Here is a 22,085-nt window from a genome sequence, read left to right on the forward strand (position 1 = left end):
CGACCCCTAAGGCGAGGCCGAAAGGCGTAGTCGATGGGAACCAGGTTAATATTCCTGGGCCAGGAGGATGTGACGGATCTCGAAGATTGTTCGACCTTATCGGATTGGTCGGGCCGTTGAGAGGTTCCTGGAAATAGCCCTCCATGAGATCGTACCCTAAACCGACACAGGTGGACTGGTAGAGAATACCAAGGCGCTTGAGAGAACCACATTTAAGGAACTCGGCAAAATACCTCCGTAAGTTCGCGAGAAGGAGGCCCGCTTAGTAGGCAACTATTGGGCGGGGGCACAAACCAGGGGGTGGCGACTGTTTACTAAAAACACAGGGCTCTGCGAAGTCGCAAGACGACGTATAGGGTCTGACGCCTGCCCGGTGCCTGAAGGTTAAAAGGAGGAGTGCAAGCTCCGAATTGAAGCCCAGGTAAACGGCGGCCGTAACTATAACGGTCCTAAGGTAGCGAAATTCCTTGTCGGGTAAGTTCCGACCTGCACGAATGGCGTAACGACTTCCCCGCTGTCTCAAATGTGGACTCAGCGAAATTGAATTTCCTGTCAAGATGCAGGATACCCGCGGTTAGACGGAAAGACCCCATGCACCTTTACTACAGCTTCGCATTGGCATCAGGCACAGTATGTGCAGGATAGGTGGTAGGCTTTGAAGCGGTGACGCCAGTCATCGTGGAGCCTCCCTTGAGATACCACCCTTATTCTGCTTGATGTCTAACCGCGGCCCGTTATCCGGGTCCGGGACCCTGCGTGGTGGGTAGTTTGACTGGGGCGGTCGCCTCCCAAATCGTAACGGAGGCGCGCGAAGGTTGGCTCAGAGCGGTCGGAAATCGCTCGTTGAGTGCAATGGCAGAAGCCAGCCTGACTGCGAGACTGACAAGTCGAGCAGAGTCGAAAGACGGCCATAGTGATCCGGTGGTCCCGAGTGGAAGGGCCATCGCTCAACGGATAAAAGGTACGCTGGGGATAACAGGCTGATGGTGCCCAAGAGTCCATATCGACGGCACCGTTTGGCACCTCGATGTCGGCTCATCTCATCCTGGGGCTGGAGCAGGTCCCAAGGGTACGGCTGTTCGCCGTTTAAAGAGGTACGTGAGCTGGGTTTAGAACGTCGTGAGACAGTTCGGTCCCTATCTTCCGTGGGTGTAGGATACTTGAGAGGAGTTGCCCCTAGTACGAGAGGACCGGGGTGAACGATCCACTGGTGGACCTGTTGTCGTGCCAACGGCAGTGCAGGGTAGCTATGATCGGACAGGATAACCGCTGAAGGCATCTAAGCGGGAAGCCCCCCTCAAAACAAGGTATCCCTGAGAGCCGAAGTAGACCACTTCGTCGATAGGCCAGAGATGTAAGCGTAGTGATACGTTCAGTTGACTGGTACTAATTGCTCGATAGGCTTGATTTGATCCAGTAATAGTAAGACTGGAAGAACAAGTGCACACATATAGATGTGCAGACTTGGAACGACGGTGAATGTTTCGGCATTCACCGGAGATGTTCTTTATTTGATTTGGTGGTCATAGCGTGAGCAAAACACCCGATCCCATCCCGAACTCGGCCGTTAAGTGCCACAGCGCTGATGGTACTGCGTCTTAAGACGTGGGAGAGTAAGTCACCGCCAAATCTAATAAGGAACATCTCTGTCGGAAGCTTGCTTTCGACATGTATCTCTCTAACGATGACTTACCCCCAACATAACGATCTGCGTCACAAACCTGTTGCATGAACGTCATGCAATGGTCTGCCAGCATTTACAAAGTCACGCGACCGTGAGGGCCTCAGTCAATCGGAGGTCTCGTGATGAAGACGCTTTTGAATGCAACGGCTGTGCTGCTGATTACCTGCAGCGCCGCCTCTGCCAAAGACAGTAGTTACATCGGACAAGTAGACGTGGTGCGCGGTGCGGGCGACGGTGGTGACACCGCGCGCGGCACCGTTTTTCTGGATGCAAACCGCAATTCCACGCTTGATCCGGGCGAGGTTGGCATTGCGGGCGTTCAGGTCTCAAACGGGCGTGAGGTTGTTTTGACCGCCGAGGATGGCACCTATGAGCTGCCCGCCTATGACGACATGAACCTCTTTATCACCAAACCATCGACCCATATCACGCCTGTCAGCGCCGATATGGTGCCGCAATTTGCCTATGTGCATAAGGTCGAAGGTTCGCCACCGCTGCGTTTTGGTGGCATCGCCCCGACCGGCCCACTACCCGAGGCGATCAACTTCCCTCTGATCGAAGACAATGTCGGCGACAGCTTCAACTGCCTCGCCTTTGGCGATGCGCAGCCCTACACCAATCAGGAAGTAACTTACGTCCGCGAAACGGCCGGCAAGCTGTTGGCGACGCGCGACAATTCAGACACCGAATGCCTGATCTTCGCGGGCGATGTGATGGGCGATGACCTGTCGCTTTACCCCCGCTTCAAAAGCATCATCGCGGTGGGTGGCGTGCCAATCTATTTCGTGGGCGGCAATCACGACATCGATTTTGACGCGGAAAGCGACCAGCACAGCTTTGACACGTTCCGCCGTGAATGGGGACCGGAATACTGGTCTGCCGATATCGGCAACGTGCATTTCGTGGGCCTCGATAACGTCCGCTATCCCTGCAACGGTGTCGATGAGCATCCCTTCTGCGCCACCGACCGCAACCACACCTATAACGGTGTCATCACCGGGCGGCAGCTTGAATGGCTCGCCAACGATCTGGCCAATGTGCCCGAAGACAAGCTGATCGTCCTGACCGCCCATATTCCTTTCCAGACCTTTACCGATAACACTGCCGCTAAGCATCAAACCGACAATCTAGATGAGCTCGTCGCGGTCTTGGGCGACCGTCCGGTCCTGACCCTTGCCGGGCACACGCACACGACCGAAAACATCGAACCGGGTGAGCATTTCGAAGGCTGGGAAGAAAACACCAATGTCGGCCCGTCGCCGTTTCATCAGATTGTCATTGGCGCGCTGTCAGGCAGCTGGTGGGCAGGTGATCTGAACGATGACGGCGTGCCGCATGCCACGCAGCGCCTGGGCAGTCCGCGCGGCTACTACCAGCTTGATTTCAATGGAAGCGACTACGTGGATACCTACAAAACCTTTAACGGCGAAGAGAACGAGCAGTTCCACGCTTCCTTCAACACCCCGCGTTTCCGTGAATGGGCCGAGCGCCTGATTGCTTATCGCGATCTCTATGAGCGCAGTTTTGATCAAACTCCGCCGGTCACGCGCAACGATCTGGGCGATATGTACATGATCACGCAAGAAGACCTCGCTGACGGGACATGGGCCGCGATCAATGTCTGGAACGGTGCAGGTCGGACAATGGTGACCGCTCAGATCAATGACATGGACACAATTGTTGCGACTCGCACCCAGTCCGGCACGGGCGAAGCAAAGAACCGTGGCGTTGAATTCGCCGACCCGCTCGCGCTTGCGCAACAGGCCACGCAAGGCCGTGTCGCGGCGCAATCGGTTGATGGCGGTGAAGACACGGCAGGGTTCAGCATGTGGCAGGGCTCCATTTGGCAGGGCGTGCCGGGACCGTTCCAGCGCTGGATGCTGACGGATAACAGTCACCACCTTTGGCGTGCGGATCTGCCCACCGATTTGCCCGTGGGCGCGCACCAACTACACGTGCATGTGGTCGATCCGCATGGTCGGATCTTCGAAGACACGATCCCGTTTGAGGTGGTCGCAGAGCTTCCGCAAATGACCTGGCAGGCGTCGTTCTGGGAAGACGAATAGCGATCAGCTTTTTGTGACGGTTTCTTAAACTTTCCCATCGCCGGGGGCTTGTAGTCCCCGGCGACTCCTTTTATGTCATCCAAACTTGGCGCGGGATGGAGCAGCCCGGTAGCTCGTCAGGCTCATAACCTGAAGGTCGCAGGTTCAAATCCTGCTCCCGCAACCAATCACAAAACACCCAGACCTGCACGGTCTGGGTGTTTGTATTTTGGCTCTATGGTGTGCCAGTCACTTGGCGGCGGTCGTGGGCGTAATGCTCCATCAGAATGCGTAGCATCCGGCGATAGACGCTCCGATGGCGGTTCCGTGCATTGATACCAGCAAAGACGCTTTGGGTGATCACCGGGGCGTTGGCAACCGGATGGCATGTTCCAGCGGCGATCAAGGCGTTGGCAGAATGCCGCAGAACATATCCCGCGCCGGACAGTGACGTCAGCAGATCAACCATCGCTGCATTCTGCCCGATGGAGAGCGAGACTTGCGCGAGATCGGGCAGCAACGCCGCATGCGCATGGGCAAAAGCGGGTGAGTAATTGGCGAGGATGTATCTGTCTCGCGACATCTCTTGCAGCGTTTCAGGTTGGGTGGAGATCATCACGTAACTCACCTCTCCCAATCCTTCGAAATGCAGATCCGGGTGTGTCTGAGGGGAATAGAGCACCGCGATGTCTTGCATACCGGCAATCAGATCGGCGCACATCTGGGTCGAGTAATCCGCCTCGAACAGGAATACCGTGTCAGGCAAGGTATCCCGAAAGGCGCCGATCAGGCGGCTGATTTCAAAGCTGACCAGATCGTGCTGCAAACCAATCCGCATCGTGACACCGGTCATCCCGCCATCGCGGGTCGCATTCAGTGCGGTGACCCAGTTGTGGCGCAAGCTCCTAGCATGTGGTTCAAAACGCAGACCCTCTGTGGTCAAGGCCGTGCCTGCCCGCGACCGTTGGAACAGAGCACGGCCGATGATCGCCTCAAGCGCCTTGATCCGGCCCGAAACCGTGGATTGCGTAACAGACAGACGCTCGGCGGTTTTGTTGAAACTGCGCGTTTCGCAGAGATCAAGAAAGGTTTCGATCAGTTCAATCTGCATGAGGCCAGTCTGAACTAATCGGCAAACCCGATCAATAATGACCGTAACGCTCAATTGATCACCAAAAGCGCGGGCGCGATACTTGCTCCCACGTCAAGGGAGGTCGTGCCGATGAACAAACCCGTCCGACGCAGCGGTGGGCGCGCCGCCCGCGTGGCGCTGCGCAATGCGCCATTGGCCAAGGATTTGCGCCCCGTCCGTCCGGGCCTGCCGGGCGGGCAGTACAAACCATTGTCAGAGCCGGACGTCACGCGCATCCACCACGCCGCCCTTGATGCGCTGGAACAGATTGGGCTGGCCAACGCGCCCCAATCCGGCATCGATATCATGACCGGCGCGGGCGCTATTCTTGGCGATGATGGTCGCGTCCGGTTCCCGCGCGGACTGGTTGAAGATATGCTCGCCAAGGCCGCGCGCAACATCACGTTGCATGGGCGCGATCCGCAATATGACCTGCACCTGACCGGGACCAATGTGCATTTCGGGACGGCGGGTGCGGCGGTGCATATCGTGGATGTGGAGACCAACAGCTATCGCGACAGCACGGCGCAAGACCTGCATGATGCGGCCAAGATCACCCATGCGCTGGACAATGTGCATTTCTTCCAGCGCGCGATGGTCGCGCGCGACATCACCGACAATCTCGAACTTGATCTCAACACGATCTACGCCTGCTGTGCCGGGACGACCAAACATATTGGCACGAACTTTAGCGAGCCGGACCATGTGGCGCCTGGGCTTGAGCTGATTTACCGGATCGCGGGGGGTGAGGAAGCGTTCAGGGCGCGGCCCTTCATCTCAAACACCAACTGCTTTGTCGTGCCGCCGATGAAATTCGCCGAAGAAAGCTGTGTCGCGATGGAACACTGCATTCGCGGCGGGATGCCTATCCTGCTCTTGTCGGCGGGGCAGGCGGGGGCGACCGCGCCGGCGCCCATCGCGCTTGCCATTGTGCAGGCGGTGGCCGAATGTCTGGCGGGCGTCGTCTACGTCAACGCCATGGCGCCGGGTCATCCGGCGGTCTTTGGTACATGGCCCTTTGTGTCTGACCTGCGCACCGGCGCGATGTCGGGCGGATCGGCAGAACAGGCGCTGCTCACGGCAGGATGCGCGCAGATGCACCGGTTCTACGATTTACCGGGAGGCGCGGCGGCGGGCATATCCGATGCCAAACTCCCCGACATGCAAGCCGGGTGGGAGCAGGGGATCACGAATGTCCTTGCCGGGCTTTCAGGGCTGAACATGGCCTATGAGGCCGTTGGCATGCACGCGTCGCTTCTGGGCTTTTGCCTTGAATCGCTGGTGTTAGGCGATGACATCATTGGTCAAGTCTTGCGTTGCGTGCGGGGCATTGATGTGACCGAAGACAGTACCTCCATTGATGCGATGAAGGCCGTCTGCCTTGATGGTCCGGGTCATTATCTGGGGTCGGAACAGACGCTTAATCTGATGCAGAGCGAATACATCTATCCCAGCTTAGGTAACCGGATGAGCCCCAAGGAATGGGCCGAAGCCGGGCAGCCTGAGTTGATTGCGCAAGCCATCGCACGGAAAAACAAGATATTGAAAGAAGCTCAAATTCAGCTGTCGCCCGAATTCGACGCGGCCATTCGTGCCGACTACAACATCTATTTCAAGTGAGGGTCAGCTATGCACTACGGTTACATTGGCCTTGGAAACCTCGGGGCCAATTGTGCCGCTTGTCTGCGCCGGGCGGGCATGGAACTCACCGTGACGGACCTGAACCGGGAGGCGGCCGACGTTCTATTGGAGCTCGGATGTGACTGGGCTGATACGCCAGAAGAGGTCGCGGAGGCCGCCGATCATGTGATCACCTGTCTGCCCTCACCGGCCATTTCCGAACAGGTGCTTGACCGTATCCTGCCGATGATGCGGGCAGGCAGCCACTGGATTGAAATGTCGACACTTGGACGCGATCAGATGCTGGCATTTGCGGCCAAGGCCTGTGCTCATGACGTCCGGGCCATGGAACTGCCCGTCACGGGCGGTGTGCATCTCGCTGCGCAAGGCAAGATCACCATGCTTGCGGGCGGTGACGAGGACATGTTCGATCTGCATCTGCCAGCCTTGCAGGCGATGGGCGATCAGGTTTTTCATATGGGGCCGCTCGGCTCTGCCGCGATCATCAAGGTCATCACCAACATGCTTGCCTTCATTCATCTGAAGGCCTGTGGTGAGGCGCTGATGCTTGCCAAACGCGGCGGGCTTGATCTGGGGCAGGCCTGGCATGCGATCAAGGCCTCATCAGGCAACTCATTTGTGCATGAAACCGAAGGGGCACTGGTGCTCAACGGGTCGTATGATGTGGCGTTCAACATCGATCTTGCGCTGAAAGACCTTGGTTTTGCACAGGCGTTTGGGCGCGAATTCGAAGTCCCGCTCGATCTCGCAGCCGCGACCGAGCAGACCTACATCGCCGCGCGGGCAGCCTATGGTGGCGATGCCCAGTCACCAATGATCGTCAAATTGCTGGAAGATCTGTTGGAAACTGATTTGCGTGCGGACGGCTTTCCTGCACGGCTGACCTAGAGGTTGGCGGCAGCTTTGGCAAAGAAGGGTCGCCAAGCGGCGATCACCTCGTCAGGGCATTCTTCGGCGACGTAGTGCCCTCCCGGTAAAGCCCATCCCTGCACATCCTCTGCCCGCTCGCGCCAAAGCGCCAGACAGTCGAAATGCGCCTCAATCGCCCCGTCACGTCCCCAAAGCGCCAGCAGCGGCATGGTAAGTTTTGACGAATCTGCATCATCGTGCGCGATGTCAATCGTCGCGGCGGCCCGATAATCCTCGCAAGCGCCGTGAATGGCGGCAGGATCAGAAAAAGCGGTGAGGTACTCATCCAGCGCCTGTCTGACAAATGGGGTTAGACCGGCTGAACCGGCTCCGCATTTATGCAGCCAGAAATAGACGGGATCAGCGCCAATCAGTCTTTCGGGAAAGGGATGCGGCAAGGTCAGCCAGTACCAATGCCAATAGGTATGGGCAAAGGCGCTGGTGCCTTCGCGATACATTTCACGCGTGGGCGCAATGTCCAAGGTGGACAAGGCCACAACCCGATCCGGGTGATCCGCGGCGAGTCTGTGCGCGACGCGACCGCCCCGGTCATGGGCGCCAACCAAGAACCGCTCATGTCCCAATGCGTCCATGATCGCGATCACATCACCTGCCATCGCCCGCTTGGAATAAGGTGTGTGGCTCGCGTCTGTCTCCGGCTTGGCGGATCGACCATAACCGCGCAGATCGGGGCAGATCACGCGATAATCTTGGGCTAATGAAGCGGCCACGGCATGCCACATCGCCGATGTCTGCGGATATCCGTGCAGCAAGACAAGCGGCGGCCCTTCACCGCCGATCCGGCAGAAGATCGGACCCGCGCTTGTTTCGAAATAGCGCTCTTCAAACCCTTCGAAAAACTGCGCGGCTTGCGGGGCCTTTGCAACGGAAGGGTGCATCACGAACCGGGATCAACTGATGATGGATTGCCAAGACGCAGTCAGCGGGGCGATCTGATCCGAGGCGAACGCGCAAATGCAGGCCTCGTCGCCCGCCATGGCGATAGCCACGGCTGTACCTGCGCCCATTGCGCCGTCAAAACACATCATCTGCGCCCCGGATTGACGCTTGGCAATTGCCTTTTGCGCTTTGCGCAAGGCCATGACCTGCTCATCCCAAATGAGTTTCAGCGCCGCCGTCTCGCCAGCTGTCTCGGTGGTGTTGCCAGCGACGATCAGCAGATGGCCACCAAACGATGACGCATTGGCCGCCAGAAAACGAGCGACGGGCGGCAGGGGTTTGGCATCAAGATCAACCTGCCAAAGCTCGGCCAGCCCCTTCGCCGAAATGCCCGCATCGCCACCTTTACCAAAAGGCTGGATCGGCTCAGCCCGCACGGTCACCCGACTTGCATTGTCACAAAGAGCTTTCATCAACGCGCCTGCCGCCTGCAATGTGTCCGGCTCTTCACGCGACAGGGATTGGCCAATCGCTTGATCATCCCGGTCCGACACTGCCGCAATCCCGCGCAAGCGACGTCCCGCCACAATCAACGAGGCGGTCACATCCCCAACGCCAAAGACCAGCGTCCGCTCAAGCACAGTCACATCAATCTCACGCAGGATGGCTGCAAGCCCAACTGCGCCACCGTCCTGCGCGATGACCCGGGCGCCAGCCACAAAAACCTCATCCTCTGCGGCGAGCGCGGCGAGCTTTTCTGTCAGGGCGGTCATGTCGCTCAATTTCGGCAATCCAATGCGGGGTAATCCATGCGTACCGGCTTACGCGCCACCGCTTATCTGTTCAAGGCAGGCGCGCGCTGCGGGTAAAAATCCTGAAATATCGACATCTGGCTGGCACACGCAGCACAAAACATCTGATGGTTCACTTTCCGCGCGTAGAAAAACGCGCAACTGGTCCTGCCCTGCGACGATAGCGGTGGCACTTTTATCTGACCCAATCGCAATTTTTCCTTTGATCCCAAGGGTTAGCGCGGCCTCGGCGCAAAGCGCATCGAGTGTCTCGCGTGGCGATGTGGTGGTCGAGTTCGTGACAAGGATCATCTGTGTCGACAGATCGGCAAAAGCCAAGGTCTCGCAACCTGTGAAATCGCTTTGCAAAGTGTCCAATGCGTCGACGACCATGTTTGGGCTCGCTCTTACTTACGGTGCCACTCTGACTAAGACAAAATGAGCGAAGGGAAAAGCCCAGGTGGCAACGTCGTGATCAGGAAGATCGGAGGATCGGGCCGGGCGGGTTGTCCTGACTAGCCTCAGGCTCGGCCTGTGGGCGCTCGCGTTTTGGCGCATCACTATCACGGCTGCGCACAACCCGCCGTGGGGCAACTGACCGCAAGACGCGGGTTGGAATGGGTTCACCATTTGGAATGTTGTAAAGCGGCCGCTCAGTGCATTCGGCGATCTTCGTCAGTTTTTCGATTGTTTCAATCAAACGATAGACGAATGGGCCGGCGCCGCTTGCATCCCATTTATCCTGATCCTCGCCGGCAGCAATCGCCTGCAAAAGCGACACAGGGTAGATGCCGCTGAACTGCCCTTCGGTTTCGCGTGTGACGCGCTTGATCACCCGGGTCTTATCCCGCTCAGTGGTGAGCTTGTCGAAGCGTGTGATCAGCAGGATCGAATGCTCCCTAACGGCGTTCGGCATATTCTCCCAAACCGCAGCCTCTGACTGGCGCCAGGCCTGCGTGGCATGGGTGCACCAGATTACCGCGTCAACCTCGGGCAGGACACGCTCCCACACTTCCGAAGACATGTTCGGGTCCGAGATGCCGGGGAAGTCGATGAGGTCGCAAACGCTCAGGATATCGACATCTAGAAACAGCCGGATCGCAAAGGTCTCTTCCACCGGAACGGATTCAAGCTGGTCGAGCGTGATCGGTTCGGTCGTCCCGTCCACATCAATGCGATAGGGCGTGTCACTGCCTTGCGACATCCAGACCGGGGACAGCCGCGTGGCGGTCACCTTTTCGGGCAGGGGGCGCGCGCCCATCAGCAGATTTGACAGTGTACTTTTGCCCGCACTGAACTCGCCCATCAAGGCGACCCGCGGCTTGCGCGGCCCACCGGCGGTGGGGTCGTTCTCACTCATTACCCGTTTCCTATCGCTTCAACAGGGGCATTATCGCTCAGCTCTTCGAAGATGTAATCGAAAAGCTCTTCGCGCTCCTGCTGGGCGGTAATACCAAAAATGTCTTTCAAATCGTTGACGCTCAACTCGGACTTGTCGCTCATGTCGCCGAGCAGACCGCGCTGTTCGGCAAGGAATTCACTCAACTCGCGTTCGGCCATGGTGCGTATATCCTCGGCCTGCCGAATTTTCAGTTCATCGACAATGGGTGCCGTTTCGGCCTCAATCAGATCATAGAACCCGCTGGCAAAGGCACGGTAGCCCTTGCGGCGCTTCCACCAGCCCTTCCACCACGACGTCTGTAGATCAAGCGCAATGGTCTGGCCCAGCGACACCGGTGCGGGGATTTCGGGTGCCGCAGGCGGGGTAATCGAGAAATTCTCAACCTCCACCCCAAAAGCCGTGCGATAGGTTTCAGCCAGATCGGTCGCGGCGGCAGCAAAGACTTGTTCGCAAGATGACGAGACATTACGGCGCATCACCTGATAGCTCGTGCGCAACAGCATGCGCAGTCCATCGGGGCTGTATTGCCAAACCTCATCCTCACCATTGGTTTCAAGGTGCTGTAGCAGCGATTCCAGCGCGCGGTCGAGGAATCGTTTATGTGACTGATCCACGCGCGAACCGAATTGCTGGAACACGATGTCCAAACGGTCGTTCAGGAATTTCTTGCTGTCTTTTTCCAGCTTGTCCAAATGGGCCATCAGTTCCGGCTTGGCCATCACCTTGACCTGATCGCCGTCCAGACGCATGGACACCATCGCATTTGAAGCGCGAACACCGCCGACAAGGTTAAGCGCACGCTTGCGCGAGGCCGACAGGATTTCCGTGCCCGGTCCCTCGGCCACGCGTTCAGAGATCGCTTTGTAGAGTTGCGGCACACCGGACAGATGCCAGACGAGCTCGTTGGTTTCCATACCGGCGGTCTCGGCATCCAGTGATGCCTCGGCCCAGTTGAACATAGCCGCCGCACTTTCCGCCACGATATCGTCGAGGTTCTCGGAAAGCGCGATATTGGCCCAATAAGCGCTGCCAAAGATCAGTTGCGGATTTTCCGGCCCGTTGTGATCCGCAAGTGTCTGCAGAATGCTGTCGCGGATTTCGGGTACTTGCTCAGCCGGGTTCGACAATTCGTCGATCCGGTTTACGAAGATGATCACCTCGCGCGCTTTGACGTTCGAGATCAGGCGGATGAGCCCCATATCCATCGAACTCAGCGCCTGATGCGCCGACAGGACCACGACACAGATGCGACTGTCACGGAGCGCATTGATCGTGATCTGCTCGCGCATCATGAACGTGTCGTTCACACCGGGCGTATCCCGCAGGCAAAGCGGCATGGGGATCGAGGGCGCCTTGAGATACAAGTCAGCGGATTTGGTGATATCCGCGAACTGACCCTGTTGATCTTCTTCATCAAGATCTTCGAAATCGTCGCCCATGCAGACATAGCGCTGAACGAGATCGTCCGTCAGTTCCGCGTAATTGTGCTTTTGGCCCAGAAGCAGCTCAAACTTGCGGCCCAGACGTGTCTTGGTCTTTTCGCGCATCTCGGCGATCTGTTGCCGAACTTTCTCAAGCTCATCATCTGCACCGGCGCGCGCGGACAATTCACCGATTCGGCCACCATTCTCCACCAGATGATCCCATTCACCCTGGCTGAAGAACTGAAATGTGGCGGTAGGCGCGTCCGCAGGCAGAGGCGCGTTGAGGTGCAATGAGGTCACAACAGAGGTCCACGGGTTCACATCCGCAGGCAGCAATTCAGGGCGACCGATCATCGCATTCACCAAAGACGTCTTGCCCGATTTGATCTGTCCGATCATCGTCACGCTGGGCTCGAAAGAGCGTAACTGCTTGATAACTCTCGCAGCTTTCTTTTCAGCATCCTGTCCGCCCAGCTTGACCACGTCAGCCATGGTCGCCTCCAGATCCAGGATATCCTCGTGGAAGTCGTCCAGCTTCTCCAAGCCGATGCGCATGAACGGGTGCTGCGCTGCCGGGACTTTGTAACCATCCCCTTTTGTCAGCTCTTCCATCTTCATTCGTGTCCGTCCTCACTCAGTCGTGCTGGCTTCACCTTTATCAGTTGTTGGTCCCGTCGCCAAATACGGGTCATAACACTGATTTATTGCCATAATGGAAACAGGGCAGCACGGCGAAAGTGTGGCGCTGTTTTCATAAAAATTGCAAGTGTTGCCGTGGGTTAGGCGGCCAGGTCCGCCTGCAGTTCATGCTTAATCTGGAGCATGACGCTGACAGCTTCAATAGCCGCACTGTCACGCTTTTCCATTTGCATCAATTGTACCAGATCCGCAGCATCAAACGCTGCGTCACGAGCGCGCTGCAATGCTTCGTCCGCGTCATCACCATGCATGCTAAGATAATCGCTCATCCATTGCGTGTGTTCAACCGTCTCGGCAATGATTTGTGCGGGCGCGGCATCGCCCAGCTCGGCGGCCATCTGGGATAATGTTTTGGCCTGTTCGGTGATGTAGCTCACGACATGCGCATAGGCATCGCGTGTCGCCGGGTGTAAGGGGGTGACCTTTTTCACAGGTTCCGTAGCAGCTTCGCCTGCGGCCTCTGCGGGTCCTGTCTCGGCTGTCGTCGCTTCTGCTTCGGCCGGGCCGGCTTCATCATCACCTGCCTCACTTGAGGACGCCGCGCCGATAACGGCCTGCAGAACTTCGCTGTCTTCTTCAGGAACTTCTGCGGCCGCACCACCATTCAAGAGGTCCGCATGTTGATGCAGTAGGACATCGGCCATATCCACATCCGACTGGCGGCCCTGGTCCACCTGTTTCAGCACGGCCGAAATCAGTGCAGAGCCACCGCTGCGACGCATCAGTTCCTTGTCCACCGTGCCATCCAGATGGCGGGCGGCCGTTGCATCAAGCGTGGCGATTGGCAGGATATCGTTGAATTCATGCCCAACCAGCGCTTTGGTCGCATCAAGGATCTGCTCCAACGTCCCTTTGGCAGCTAGAACGTCGGACTTGGTCAGCATCAGGAACGCATGGTCCTTGAGCACGTCGGGCATCTGCGCCCAGATGGCCTGTTCGTTTGTATCGAAGGTCTCGGTGCACCAGATCGCGATTTCACAACGCTTTGACGCCCATTGGCTGGCCTTGTGAATGGCGTTGGGGTCGTTGGGCGTGACCACTTCCAAGACAGAGATCTTTTTTAGTGCGGCAAGCGGCAGGCGCAGTTCAACAAAAACGGGATTGAGTTCCGCAATGTCGTAAGCGTTGGCAGTGTCCAGATCCTTCTTACTGCCGTCAGACAAGGTGCATGTGGCGCCTGCTTTGTCGGCATAGACGATCTGTGTCGTCGGCATACGCATATCATCGGGCAGCACCTCGCGCCCGATCAACAGGTTCACGAGGGCGGATTTACCTGATTTGGGGCGACCCAATACGGCAAGACGGACAGGCTGCTGCAACCTGTTGAGGATTTGCTTGGCCCGATCAAGAACGTCAGCGGGCAGCAACTCAGAAGCCACTGCCTGTGTGAGCCGTTCCTGGACCTGAGCCCCCAGCGATTGATTCGGCATTACTTACCTCCGGCGGCTACTTTAGCCGGGGGCGTCGCCTCATCAACCTCCTCTGTCTTATCCTGAGCGTCGATGTCGTCGACTTTCTGGACGGGTTTCACTTCCTTGATGACAGGCTTCGGCGCTGCCTCTTTCGGGGCGGCTTGCGGTTGCGCTGCCGGCTGGCCCTGCCCGGTCGCCGCCTTTTGCATGGACGCGGCGTCCTTGCGCAGCTTCGCGGCGATCGAGTCGTCATCATCAAGCTCAACAACACGTGTGGTCGTTGCAGTTGGAGTTTCCACGTAATCCACAGGCTTGGCGCGGATCGCACGAATCACAGGCTTGTTGTGGTTCAGCTTGATTACCGAGAAAGAACAATTGTCTTGGTCTGGATCGGCAAGCGCTTCAATCGCCTCCAGCAAATGCCCGCAGATCTCCGCACTCTTGCGGCGGCGATAACGGTGAAGGATCTTTTGAATACGCTCGTCTTCGAGATATTGCAGCCCGTCAGATGATACGACGACGATGTCGCCCACTTGCAACTCAAACGGCGTCTTTGGACAATCGGACTTCGCCACGCGATCACCCAGAATCACGGATGTCAGGCAGTTGCGGTCAGGGTGGTTCTTACCCGTTTCAGGGTCCATCAGGCCCTGCTTGACCATGAAGTCGATCTGAGGCGCCATCGAATGGTCCTCGTTCAACTGCTGCATCTTGCCGGCGCGATAATGGTAAAGCGGGCTGTCCCCGATCGACATCCAGAACATACGGTTTTCGATCAGAACCAGCGACACAAGGGTCGCACCCATGCCGCGGGTCTCGGGATGCGCCATCACATATTCCCGCACGACATTGTTGGCGTTGACCGCCGACGATGTCAGGTATTGCGGGATCTCGGCTTCAAAATCGGCGAAATTCGCGGATTGAAATTTCAGTTCGCTGTAAACTTCGGTGACAACAATCTTACTTGCCACGTCGCCAGCAGCATGGCCGCCCATACCGTCAGCAAGGACCACGACGCCACTGTCCATGCCAAACGGAAAATCAGTAACAATTGCGTCTTCTTGATAGTCACGTCCGCCCTGACAGATCGCCGAAGCGACGTCAAAGCGTGGTTCAGGCGATCGCCACATCTTCGTCCTCCCCGCTTGCGTTGTCGTCCCAGCTGAACGTCTGATCGCAAAGCGCCACAAAGCGTAAAACAGTCTCACCAATACGGATTACATCGCCTGATTTCAGCGCCTCATTGCTGATCAAGGGCTTGTCGTTCAGGCGTACGATGTTGGATTTGCCGCCATGACCCAGCAGGAATTCCTTGCTGTCGGCATCATAGACGATAGCGGCGTGATTGGTCCGGGAGATGGAGTTATCACCAAAATCAAGCTGCACGGCCTGATCTTCGCCACGACCAATCTGTGACATGCCGGCCATCAAGGAAAAGCTTTCACCACGACCAGGGCCTTCAGCAACAACAATCCAGCCCACCGGGAACTTGACGCTTTTGACTGGTGCGGCGCGCGGCGCGTCGTTGAACAGATCGACCACGTCGCCATCTGACTTCTCAAAGCCGATCAAACGGGTCTTCGTCCGGCGCGAGCGGCTGGGCGACCGTGCTGCAGCACTCGCTGCCGCAGCGGGGGCAGGCGCAGGTGCTGGCGTGGGCAGTTCGGGCGCGGTCATTGGCAGCTCGGTTGACGTACCGTCATCCTCAAGATCCCAGATATTCACCGCAGGCGTTTCTTCGGGTTTGATGACACGCTCTTCGGTTGCCGTACTCGTCTTTTGCGCAACATCGGTCAGAATATCAGAGACAGACGCGCCTTCATTATCCTCGACAATCGATCCAATCGTGTCGCGATAGGATTGTTCCAGCGACTCAACCGTTTCGCGGGACTTTGGCGCATCAGCATTGCGCTTTTTTCTACCCAAGAGATCACGAATAAACTTCATCTTGCCTACCTTCCAAACTCAACGACACTCCTGTTCCCTCAGGGTGCGTGTCGTTAGATTACTCCTCTACACCATCGTAATTCAGCGAAGCGACCCACATGCCGCCGTCACGTTCGACCGCAAACATGAACTGGTCAGTGCCGACGCTCAGTTCGCGCTCAAGAATTGTCTGCAGGCTATCCTGCTCCTGAATCAGTTCAGCCGTTGGGATGTATGACCTCATCACATCACCAACCTCTAAACCGCCAGTCAAGGTTTCAGGTAGCTCGGCGACGACCGTGCGCCATTCATTGCCTGCAAAAGTGGTTTCAAACGCAACGCCATTCAACAGTTCCAACTGTTGTATGACCGGCAGAACCCAGCTTTCTTCAACCTGTTCGCCTGATGCTGGATTAAGCGTGCCGAATGTCACCGGTAGCGTGGCTTCGAGGTCCGATATAGGTACGGTTTGGTTAAGTACCGTCGGGATGTCCGAAATCGCGCCGACTGGTGTGCCGTTAATCGACGTAATCACGAGGCCCGGTTGAACCCATACGGGTGAGACGGCTGCCGCCTGGGCAATAATGTTCGACTGGTCGCCAGCAGCACTGAACGGCAATTGCACAGTCCAGGACGCAGCGACACCCTCTGGTTCCGGGATCAACTCGTTACCAGGTGTGACGGCATCGATCTCAACACTCGGGCCAGTGCCGACTGCTGCAACCACATCAGGTGCTGACGGCAGGTCCACCTGTGCCGTATCGCCATCAGCAACCGGGCGGTTGGCGGTGACATCAGGCAATGCCGCTGTGGCGGCGCTTGCATCTGCAACAGGTTGTGGTGTTGCAACAGGCTCTGGCAGAGGTTCTGGCTCTGGCACTGCGGCCAACTCAACGCTTTCCGGACGAGCGCTTGGGCGGATCGTTGGGGTTGGTTCGTCAATAATGACCGGGCCTTCGACGATAGGTGCAGGATCACCGGCGATCACTGGCGCAGGTTCGCCCACGATTTCAGGTGTCGGGGTCTCGACGACAACCGGTGCGGGGTCTTCGACAACAACGGGTCCGGGTATTTCAACCACAACGGGGCCGGTTGCCTCTGGAATAACGGGCGTCGGCTCTTCGACAACAAGCGGTGCCGGCTCTTCAACAACCTCAGGTGCGGGTTCCGTCACCGCAGGCTCTGCAACGGCAAGCTCCGTCGGTTCCTCTTCCACCGGCGCGGGTGTTTCAGCGACAGGTGCAGGTTCTTCCACTGCTGGCGCTGCAGGTGCAGCGGCAGTTTCGACTGGCACTGTTGCGGTCGGTTGTGGTGTGGCGTCCGCGGTTGCATTTGTGTCTTCGCTACCACCAGTCATCGTCAGCACGCCAACGCCGACAAGAAGGGCGACAGCAGCGGCTGATCCCAGCAAGAGCGGAAGCTTTGATTTCTTCGCCTCAACCGGTTCGGCAACCTCTGGTGCTGCGGCTGCAGTTGCGGCAGGTGCCACATTCAGCGCCGTCACATTGCCGCTATTGCCTTCCATCATGTCGATCCAGTCTTTGGCAGACTGCAAGCGATCTTTGGGAAGAACGGCGAGCGCTTTGTCGATGGCGGCGAGGAAGTTATCTTCGTAATCCGGGAAGCGACCGGACAGCGGTACATAAGGATCAGTGTCGCCGGACGCGATCGCGGCCAGTCGGGCCTGCGAATTTGGCGGTACGTCCCCATTGATTAAGTGATAGAACGACGCCGCCAGCGCATAAAGGTCAGAGCTTGGGCTCTGCTCGGATCCGGCAATATAGAATTCCTGAGGCGAGTAGCCGTCTTTGACGACGCGCAACGCCGACAACACACGGCTTTGCTTGGTGGCTTCTTCGCGTGCAGCGCCGAAGTCGATCAGCACAGGATGCAGATCTTGGTTGATCAGGATGTTATCGGGAGAGATATCGCGGTGCAGGATACCCTGGTCGTGGATAAACCCAACGGCGCCCAGAACCTCTTTGAGGATGTTCTTGATTTGAGGCGGTGTCAGCTTTGTCGACGGGTCTTCAATCGTATCGAGCAGGTCGCGGCCTTCAACAAAGTCCAGTGCCATGTAGGCGGTGTCGTTGTCTTCAAAGACCTGATGCACACCAACGATGTTGGGGTGGTCGAGTTTGGCAAGGCTGCGCGCCTCTTGCACGAACAGCCGTACAATGGATTTCAGCTCATTCTGGTGCGCACGCGAACGGGCTTGCACCACGTAACGGCTGCGGCGGCAGAAAGCACCGGGGAAACACTCTTTAATCACGATCTTGCGGTCGAGGCTGTCCTTGGCAAGATAAGTGATGCCAAAACCACCAGCGTTCAGGAAGCTTTCGATCGTGTACTGACCGTGCATCAACTTGGTGCCCGGCTTCAGCTCATCGACGAAACTGTCCTTGTCGTCCGCGTTGTCTTGTACTTGCGCCTTCGCCATCTTCACATCCAGCTTTCAAACTTTGCGGCCATGTGGAGAGCACCCACACACCCTTCATTGTCTAGTCTCATTCAAATTAGGCCAAAAAGTGACGCTAACTTGTTGTTTCATGGTTCTTAATCCCGGATTTTGTCCGGCATTACAGTCGTTTTGTGAAACAGTATTTGGCAATAATCCGCCGATAAATACCTGTTTTCACTGCTTACGTATACTTTCTGCCACATCAGGCGGTTGTTTCCGAAGCATTGTGGCATTAACGCACAACATCCTTCGCCAACCTGTCGTTCTTTTGGCGACTGGCCACTAATTTAACCACTTATTAAATGGATTCGGCACCGATTCTCTGTGCCGTTGGTAAATGCTGCCCCATGCACCCTTACCAATTGTTCTATACAAGCAGACAAACACCAAGCGAAACCCCGCTTGTGGCAAGTGACGCAACGATGCAGCATCTGCGCAACGACATTTAGGGAGTTGCGGTGATGATCAATGTGTTCATCAATGGATTTGGGCGGATCGGGCGGACGACTTTGCGCGCCTGGGCCACGAAATCATGGCCGCAGATTCGCATTGTGGGAATCAATGACATCGCCGCGCCGGAGCTTTGCGCGCATTTGTTTGCCTATGACAGTGTCTTTGGCCCGTTTCCGGGTGAGGCTGTGCTTGAGGACGGCGCCTTGATGATCAGCGGAACGGCGATCCCGCTTCATCAGCGCACCGATCTCAGCACGATTGATCTTTCGGATGTCGATATCGTTTTCGAATGCACCGGTCGCGCGGGGGATCGCGCTTTTGCTGAACGGGGATTGAAGGCGGGTGCGGGACGCATCCTGATCTCTGGCCCATCAGAAACCGCCGACCTGACGATGGTCCTTGGCGCAAATGAAGATCTGTTGGCGGATCAGCCCGTCGTGTCAAACGCATCCTGTACAACCAACGCACTGGCCCCGCTGGTGAAGCTAATTGACGATACATGGGGCTTGAAGACCGGCTGGATGACGACGATCCACTGCTACACCGGTAGCCAGCCAAGCATTGATGCGCCGCGGGGCGATATGCTGCGCAGCCGGGCGGCGGCCCTGTCGATGGTGCCCACCACAACCTCTGCGCAACAATTGCTCAACAAGGTCCTCCCCGACATTGCAGGCCGGATCGAGGCGGCGGCGGTGCGTGTCCCTGTCGCTTCGGTCTCTGCCGTTGACCTGACGGTGACGCTCGATCACCCGGCTGATCTGAACGATGTACATGCGGTCTTGCGCGCACAATCCGGTATCATCGGTTGGACTGACAAACCGCTTGTCTCGACCGATCTGCGCGCGCGCCCGGAAAGCGTGATCGTCTCGCTTCCCGAAACACGCGTCACCGCAGGCGGGCTCGTGCGCATCTTTGGCTGGTACGACAACGAATGGGGCTTTTCCTGCCGGATGCTGGATGTGGCAGATATCATGGGCGCGCGGTTGGGTTGATCATGGCAGAACTCAGTCTGATGCAATCACCGTGTAAAGGGCCGGGTTCGCGAAAACACCCTCAGGTGGCCGGAAAACGCCTGCTTCCTGCATCGCGGCAATCGCTGTCTGAAAGGCCGCGGGGCTTTCCCAGCGGGCGATGTTGACCAGTTCAAACCGCGCGTCGGGTGCCAATGCGCCATGAAGCGCGGTGTCGATATAGCCTGGTTGCTGGGATAGAAAGGCGCGTGCCTGCTCCCAGGCGTCAATCGTGGCGTCGCGCTGGCCTTCAGGCACTTCAAACGCGTTGATCAGGGTGACATCTGCATTTGCGCTGCTGATACCGAAAAGCACTGCGGTGGCTGCGAACAGAACTGATTTCATAAGCTTTATCCATAGTATGCTATGTATTTTCCTATGCGTGACGAAAGTGAGTCGGTCTCGCGCGGTTTTAATAGCATACTATCTATATGTTGAATAGCCTGCTATCTAAAGTTATGTTGGCCTATGTCGCTGACGCCGGGCTCATCCGCTGGATATCTTGTTAATCACCTTGCACGCCTCTTCGCTGCGGCGTTGCAGGACCGTATCAAGCCGCTTGGTCTGTCAACCGGTGTGTTTCCCATCATGTTGCACCTTTGGCAAAAGGACGGTCTGACACAAAGTGATCTGGTCACCCTTGTCGGGATCGAACAAGCGACGATGGCCAATACGCTGGCACGCATGGAACGGGACGGATTGATCTTGCGCCGTCCAGACCCAGACGACGGCCGATCAAAGCGCATATTCCTGACGGAGGTCGGGCGCGCGAAGCAAACGGGTGCAATGGCGGCGGCAAATGCGGCGAATGCCGATATCATGGCCGCCCTAACCACCGGCGAGCGTGAACAAATGATGCAACTGCTGAGAAAAGCCATAGAAGGCAAAGCAGGCCAAGGGCGGCAATCGCAAGTCCATGCAGAGTAGCTGCAGCGCTTTACCGTTCGAGCGGCGCGTTCATCCGTAAGATCAGCGGAATGATCGCGACAATGAGTACTGCGGCCAGCAGATAAGGCGCGCCGGGCAGGTACGGGCCGTCACCGCTTACAAAGCGCTCAAACACGCGGGTCAGCGCAAGGGGTGCTGCTACGGCCGCTATAGAAGACAATGAGGCGATCACCCCCTGCACCAGCCCCTGCTGATCTTCGCCCACGCGGTTGGCTGCAAATGCGGTCATCAAGGGCGGAGCCATGTCCGAGAGTGCGGCGAGCGGAAGAAAGACGATGACCGCCCAGACGGCATTCCCCAACCCAAAGCCGACCATCGCGACGATCCCGCTGGCGACCGCAATCTTCAGCGTCGCAAAATCGCCCAGCCGTTTGGTCAGCTGCGGCAGGATACCCGCCTGCACCCCGGCGATCAGCACCCCATAAGCCGACAATGTCAGCCCGATGGTAAAACCATCCCAGCCAAAAACCTCCCGCCCCCAGAACGCCCAGAGCGTGGCATAGACCATATTCGCAAACTCAAAGACAAAGAGGCAGATGAGCGGGATGGCCAGACCGGGAATGACGAAGGCACGCAGAATTGTGCCAAATGGGTTCAGATCACGCCGCCCGAACGGCCTGCGGTTTTCGGGCTTCAGCGATTCCGGCAACACGAAAACTCCAAACGCCACATTCAGCGCTGACAGGCCAGCAGCGATCCAGAATGGCGCAGTGATATGCCAGCCCGAGGCAAGGCCCCCCATCGCGGGCCCCAGCACAAAGCCGATCCCGAACGCCGCACCGATCATGCCGAAGGCAGCCCCGCGCTCCTCCGGCTTCGCGATGTCGGCGATGTAGGCCGTGGCCGTGATGTAGGTCGCCCCCGCCATGCCTGCGACGACCCGGCCCACGAGCAGCACCCAATAGGTCTGCGCGACCGCCATGATCACATAATCGATGGTCAGCGTGACGAGTGCGGCGATCAGCACCGGTCTGCGGCCATAAGCGTCTGAGAGACTGCCGATAATCGGACCGAAAAGAAACATCGCTGCCGCATAGGCGGACATCATGATCCCACCCCAGAACGCGCCCTCCGCCGTGCTGCCCGCACCCACGCGATCCATCAGGTCCGGCATGATCGGAAACACGATGCCAATCCCGATGGCATCGATCATCAGGGTGGCAAGAATAAACAGGAACGGACCGCTGAGTTTCATGGCGCCACACGACACGCGAAACGGGTGTCACACAAGCCCCAAAGCGCGGGTTG

The 22,085-nt window shown here is 57.6% G+C and carries 17 protein-coding genes, 1 tRNA gene and 2 rRNA genes (1 of these 20 only partly in view); 8 read left to right on the forward strand and 12 right to left on the reverse strand.

Annotation, left to right across the window (positions count from 1 at the left end; translation table 11 throughout):
* From SLH47_RS09675 to SLH47_RS09690, 4 genes are all read left to right on the forward strand, one after another.
* A 23S ribosomal RNA gene (locus tag SLH47_RS09675) occupies positions 1-1,411 on the forward strand (it extends 1,423 nt beyond the left edge of the window).
* Positions 1,412-1,515: 104 nt separating this feature from the next.
* Positions 1,516-1,630 (forward strand): 5S ribosomal RNA (gene rrf / locus SLH47_RS09680).
* Positions 1,631-1,806: 176 nt separating this feature from the next.
* Positions 1,807-3,750: a calcineurin-like phosphoesterase C-terminal domain-containing protein gene (locus tag SLH47_RS09685; RefSeq protein WP_320239285.1), complete on the forward strand. Its 1,944-nt coding sequence runs from the start codon at positions 1,807-1,809 to the stop codon at positions 3,748-3,750.
* Between the two features lie 89 nt (positions 3,751-3,839).
* Positions 3,840-3,916 (forward strand) — tRNA-Met (locus tag SLH47_RS09690).
* A 48-nt stretch (positions 3,917-3,964) separates the two neighbouring features.
* Here the strand turns inward: SLH47_RS09690 and SLH47_RS09695 are convergent.
* On the reverse strand, positions 3,965-4,840 hold the full coding sequence (locus SLH47_RS09695; RefSeq protein WP_320239287.1) for a LysR family transcriptional regulator: 876 nt from the start codon (positions 4,838-4,840) through the stop codon (positions 3,965-3,967).
* A gap of 111 nt (positions 4,841-4,951) precedes the next feature.
* On the opposite strand from SLH47_RS09695, the gene SLH47_RS09700 reads away from it, so the two are divergent.
* Entirely contained in the window at positions 4,952-6,481 is a 1,530-nt protein-coding gene (locus SLH47_RS09700) for a trimethylamine methyltransferase family protein (RefSeq protein WP_320239288.1), read from the forward strand.
* 9 nt (positions 6,482-6,490) lie between these two features.
* Complete coding sequence (locus tag SLH47_RS09705; protein WP_320239289.1) at positions 6,491-7,390, forward strand: NAD(P)-dependent oxidoreductase; 900 nt, start codon at positions 6,491-6,493, stop codon at positions 7,388-7,390.
* Here the strand turns inward: SLH47_RS09705 and SLH47_RS09710 are convergent.
* The 9 genes from SLH47_RS09710 to SLH47_RS09750 form a co-directional block, all read right to left on the reverse strand.
* Positions 7,387-8,310, reverse strand: a complete 924-nt coding sequence (locus tag SLH47_RS09710) for an alpha/beta hydrolase (protein ID WP_320239290.1) — start codon at positions 8,308-8,310, stop codon at positions 7,387-7,389. The genes SLH47_RS09705 and SLH47_RS09710 overlap by 4 nt on opposite strands.
* A gap of 12 nt (positions 8,311-8,322) precedes the next feature.
* Positions 8,323-9,084, reverse strand: coding sequence for a hypothetical protein (locus SLH47_RS09715; RefSeq protein WP_320239291.1), 762 nt, complete (start codon positions 9,082-9,084; stop codon positions 8,323-8,325).
* A 48-nt stretch (positions 9,085-9,132) separates the two neighbouring features.
* On the reverse strand, positions 9,133-9,495 hold the full coding sequence (locus tag SLH47_RS09720; RefSeq protein WP_320239292.1) for a hypothetical protein: 363 nt from the start codon (positions 9,493-9,495) through the stop codon (positions 9,133-9,135).
* Positions 9,496-9,577: 82 nt separating this feature from the next.
* Positions 9,578-10,462, reverse strand: coding sequence for a dynamin family protein (locus SLH47_RS09725; RefSeq protein WP_320239293.1), 885 nt, complete (start codon positions 10,460-10,462; stop codon positions 9,578-9,580).
* The gene (locus SLH47_RS09730; protein WP_320239294.1) at positions 10,462-12,546 is read right to left on the reverse strand and encodes a dynamin family protein; all 2,085 of its coding nucleotides are present in this window, start codon (positions 12,544-12,546) and stop codon (positions 10,462-10,464) included. Before SLH47_RS09730 ends, SLH47_RS09725 begins: the two co-directional genes overlap by 1 nt.
* A gap of 161 nt (positions 12,547-12,707) precedes the next feature.
* Positions 12,708-14,057: a hypothetical protein gene (locus SLH47_RS09735; RefSeq protein WP_320239295.1), complete on the reverse strand. Its 1,350-nt coding sequence runs from the start codon at positions 14,055-14,057 to the stop codon at positions 12,708-12,710.
* Positions 14,057-15,169 (reverse strand): PP2C family protein-serine/threonine phosphatase, encoded by a 1,113-nt coding sequence (locus SLH47_RS09740; protein ID WP_320239296.1) that lies wholly within the window; start codon positions 15,167-15,169, stop codon positions 14,057-14,059. The genes SLH47_RS09735 and SLH47_RS09740 overlap by 1 nt, the downstream gene beginning before the upstream one ends.
* Entirely contained in the window at positions 15,153-15,986 is an 834-nt protein-coding gene (locus SLH47_RS09745; RefSeq protein ID WP_320239297.1) for an FHA domain-containing protein, read from the reverse strand. The genes SLH47_RS09740 and SLH47_RS09745 overlap by 17 nt, the downstream gene beginning before the upstream one ends.
* 58 nt (positions 15,987-16,044) lie before the next feature.
* Positions 16,045-18,405 carry a serine/threonine-protein kinase gene (locus SLH47_RS09750; protein ID WP_320239298.1) on the reverse strand — a complete coding sequence of 787 codons (2,361 nt, stop codon included), beginning with the start codon at positions 18,403-18,405 and terminating at the stop codon, positions 16,045-16,047.
* Positions 18,406-18,887: 482 nt separating this feature from the next.
* On the opposite strand from SLH47_RS09750, the gene SLH47_RS09755 reads away from it, so the two are divergent.
* A complete protein-coding gene (locus tag SLH47_RS09755) occupies positions 18,888-19,871 on the forward strand; it encodes a type I glyceraldehyde-3-phosphate dehydrogenase (protein WP_320239299.1) in 984 nt (327 codons plus the stop codon).
* Between the two features lie 12 nt (positions 19,872-19,883).
* Here SLH47_RS09755 and SLH47_RS09760 read toward each other — a convergent pair whose 3' ends face one another.
* On the reverse strand, positions 19,884-20,234 hold the full coding sequence (locus SLH47_RS09760; protein ID WP_320239300.1) for an antibiotic biosynthesis monooxygenase family protein: 351 nt from the start codon (positions 20,232-20,234) through the stop codon (positions 19,884-19,886).
* A 123-nt stretch (positions 20,235-20,357) separates the two neighbouring features.
* Here SLH47_RS09760 and SLH47_RS09765 point away from each other — a divergent pair, with 123 nt between their 5' ends.
* Positions 20,358-20,816: a MarR family transcriptional regulator gene (locus SLH47_RS09765; RefSeq protein ID WP_320239301.1), complete on the forward strand. Its 459-nt coding sequence runs from the start codon at positions 20,358-20,360 to the stop codon at positions 20,814-20,816.
* Positions 20,817-20,826: 10 nt separating this feature from the next.
* Here SLH47_RS09765 and SLH47_RS09770 read toward each other — a convergent pair whose 3' ends face one another.
* Entirely contained in the window at positions 20,827-22,032 is a 1,206-nt protein-coding gene (locus tag SLH47_RS09770) for an MFS transporter (protein WP_320239302.1), read from the reverse strand.
* Between the last annotated feature and the right edge of the window lie 53 nt (positions 22,033-22,085).

It is taken from the genome of Cognatiyoonia sp. IB215182 (genome assembly GCF_033963905.1).
GTDB lineage: Bacteria > Pseudomonadota > Alphaproteobacteria > Rhodobacterales > Rhodobacteraceae > Yoonia.